The sequence below is a fragment of the Leuconostoc sp. genome (assembly GCF_965300815.1).
The window spans coordinates 11735-14634 of record NZ_CBDKZH010000032.1 but is presented as its reverse complement, the minus strand read 5'-3'; the positions used below and the strand labels follow the sequence as shown (position 1 = coordinate 14634).

The following is a 2900-nucleotide window of genomic DNA, read 5'->3' as shown; positions in this document are numbered from 1 at the left end:
ATTCCAGTTAATATTTTACACTCTTTTAAAATATTATCAATAATATTATGTAATTATTTTTGTGATAAATAGCAAAAACTCGTATCAATACAGCCCTCAACAACTAAAAAAGCCATGCCGACTAGTCACAAAACTAGCCCACACGGCTCATACTTATTTCACGGCATAATGCGCAGCAGCAGCGCCAAGATTAAAGCGAGAAATCGTCACCTTTTCAAATCCGACTTGCAATAATCGTTGCCCTAACGTGCGATAATCCATGAATTGTTCGGTGGTCTCATCCAGGTACTTATACTCTTGATACTTCCCTTTAGCAAATAACTTCCCAAACATTGGCATTACCTGGCCAAAATACAATTGCCAGAATGGTTTCACCAATGGGTTATCCGGTTGTGACGTTTCTAAAATGACCAACTGACCGCCTGGCTTAAGGACACGATACATTTCCTGCAAACCCAGTACTGGATCAGGTAAGTTACGCAGACCAAAGCCAATCGTCACAATATCAAACGTATTATCGTCAAACGGCAAGGCCATCGCATCCCCTTGCACTAGCGTGATTTTATCAAAATAATCGCTGACGTCGACTTTCTTTTGCCCAACGGCCAACATTTCCTCACTAAAATCAAGGCCTGTCACATGGGCCGTCGGATCACTTTTTTCCGCCAAAGCTAACGCCCAGTCAGCGGTCCCAGTCGCCAGATCAATAATGTTGGCGCCTTCTGGAAAGGTCATCCGCGCCATCACCTTTTGGCGCCACAACTTGTGTGTGCCGAGTGAGATGATATTATTCATCTTGTCATATTCAGGGGCAATCGTATTAAAAAGTGCCCGCACATCGGTATTTTTTGGTGATTGTGTCATCAGTTTTTATGCGCAAGCTGTGTCACTCACGCCTTCTCCTCTTTTATTGTAACGCCGTTAATGTCTCAAGTTCCGCTGCGAACAAGCGTCGTTGCACCTTGCCACTCGCCGTAACATGCCAGGTATTGGCTTGGTAAAAACGTTGTGGCACTTTATAGTGGGCTAACTGTTCGCGACCAAAACGCCGCAATGTCGCTGTAGATAAATCAGTCCCCATCACAACCGCGACCGGCACTGCTCCCCATTTATCATCAGGAACCCCCACGACCACCATTTTTTCCAGCCCTGGCATGGTTGCATAGGCGGCTTCGACTTCATCAGGGAAAATATTTTCTCCACCAGAACTAATCATATCGCCCTCGCGTCCTTGAATATATAAAAAGCCGTCAACATCCAGATAACCAAAGTCTTCAGTGTTAAACCACCCTGCCTGCATATTCTTAGCCAGCAGTTCGGGTTGGTTTAAATAACCTGGGGTTAGGGTTGGTGATTTGAGCCAAACAGCCCCAGACGTTCCCGGTACTACTGGTTTCCCCGCTGCATCACGAATACTCAAACTAACGGGAAATAGTGGTTTCCCGACTGAGCCTAATTTTACTTGGGCATCAGCGGCATCCAACGCCACCACTTGTGACGCTGTTTCCGTCATACCATAGGATTGAATAATGGGAAGTTGATGCGCCGCTGCTTGTTGCAATGTGGCCGCATCTGTTGGCCCGCCACCAAGTAGTAGCGTTCTAAAGTGCGGATTATACGTCACGCCAGCTGGTAAATCCGCCAGTAATTGTTTAAGCATCACGGGGACAGCTGACATTGTGGTAATTGTATCATGAATCAGTAAGTCATTAATGTGATGCGGATCAAATTTCTCAACCAATACCACCCGCATGCCATAAATTAAACTTCGCATTAAAATGGCAAACCCACTAATATGGAAAATCGGCACCACGGCCAACCAAGCATCCTGACTGGTGAGCCCCAGATTAAGCGCACTACCCATCGCTGACATCCAATGATTATAATACGTCTGCATCACGCCTTTTGGCTGGCGCGTCGTGCCCGACGTGTACATCACGCTCGTCACAAATTCGTCAAGATACTCAGCAACTGGTGTCACCGGTTGTTCTGCTGGTAATTGCGAAAATTTAACTTGTTGGGCTACGTCTAATTCAGCTGTGTAGCCGTCATCGGTTAGTAATAACGAGACACCGGCATCCGCCAATTGGTAGTTAATTTCAGCAACAGACAAGCGCCGATTAATAAAAACAATGGTTTTGCCCAATTGTTGCAGGCCCATAATAACCAAATAACCTTGTAGACTATTGGTCATGATCACGGCCACGCGTGAATTGTCATCCCCTAATGCGGCGATCTGACCCGCGATTTTTTGTGCCGTTTGGGCCACTTCTTGAAATGTTAAGTGTTGTTGTCCAGCCGAAACAGCCACGCGGTTTGGGGTTAACCAGGCGCGTTTCACCAACCAATTTTCCATGTTTTAAACCTCTTTAATCACTATCTATCATACCACGCAGGCTTAAAATAACCTTGCATTTTTTAATTTACAGTTGTAGACTAATAGTATGATCAAACAAACACAAACAATGACAACAAGTGAATGGGAAATTATGCGCGTAATTTGGACGTTAGGAGAAGCGACCAGCCGCCAAATTATTCGCGTGATGGCACAGAAAACGGATTGGTCGCCTTCGACAATCAAAACGCTCATTTCGCGCTTACAAGCCAAAGGTTATTTAACCGATAATGGCGCTAGTCGCGACCGCTTGTATCTGCCAACGGTTGCGGAACACGAGGCCGTGACGGCAACTTTGCAGCGGACTATCCAGGCCATGTGCGCCATGTGCGTTGGTCACGCCTTGGCCGATGTGTTGGCCACCACGCCTTTGTCTCAAGACGACATCACGCGATTGCAGGCCGTCTTACAGGATAAATATGCCCAAGCACCCGACCACATTGCTTGTGATTGCTTACCACATCAAGAAGAGGAGAAGACACCCCATGAGAGATGAACATGAACA

General features: G+C 46.3%; 3 protein-coding genes. 1 reads left to right on the top strand and 2 read right to left on the bottom strand.

The features are described from left to right. Nucleotides 1-153: 153 nt before the first annotated feature. Nucleotides 154-864 (bottom strand): bifunctional demethylmenaquinone methyltransferase/2-methoxy-6-polyprenyl-1,4-benzoquinol methylase UbiE, encoded by a 711-nt coding sequence (gene ubiE / locus ACW12G_RS03560; protein WP_048700227.1) that lies wholly within the window; start codon nucleotides 862-864, stop codon nucleotides 154-156. 43 nt (nucleotides 865-907) lie between these two features. Continuing rightward, on the bottom strand, nucleotides 908-2356 hold the full coding sequence (locus tag ACW12G_RS03555) for an o-succinylbenzoate--CoA ligase (protein WP_455647284.1): 1449 nt from the start codon (nucleotides 2354-2356) through the stop codon (nucleotides 908-910). An 88-nt stretch (nucleotides 2357-2444) separates the two neighbouring features. Between ACW12G_RS03555 and ACW12G_RS03550 the strand changes: the two genes are divergently transcribed. Then, nucleotides 2445-2891, top strand: coding sequence for a CopY/TcrY family copper transport repressor (locus ACW12G_RS03550; protein ID WP_048700231.1), 447 nt, complete (start codon nucleotides 2445-2447; stop codon nucleotides 2889-2891). Nucleotides 2892-2900: the final 9 nt, after the last annotated feature.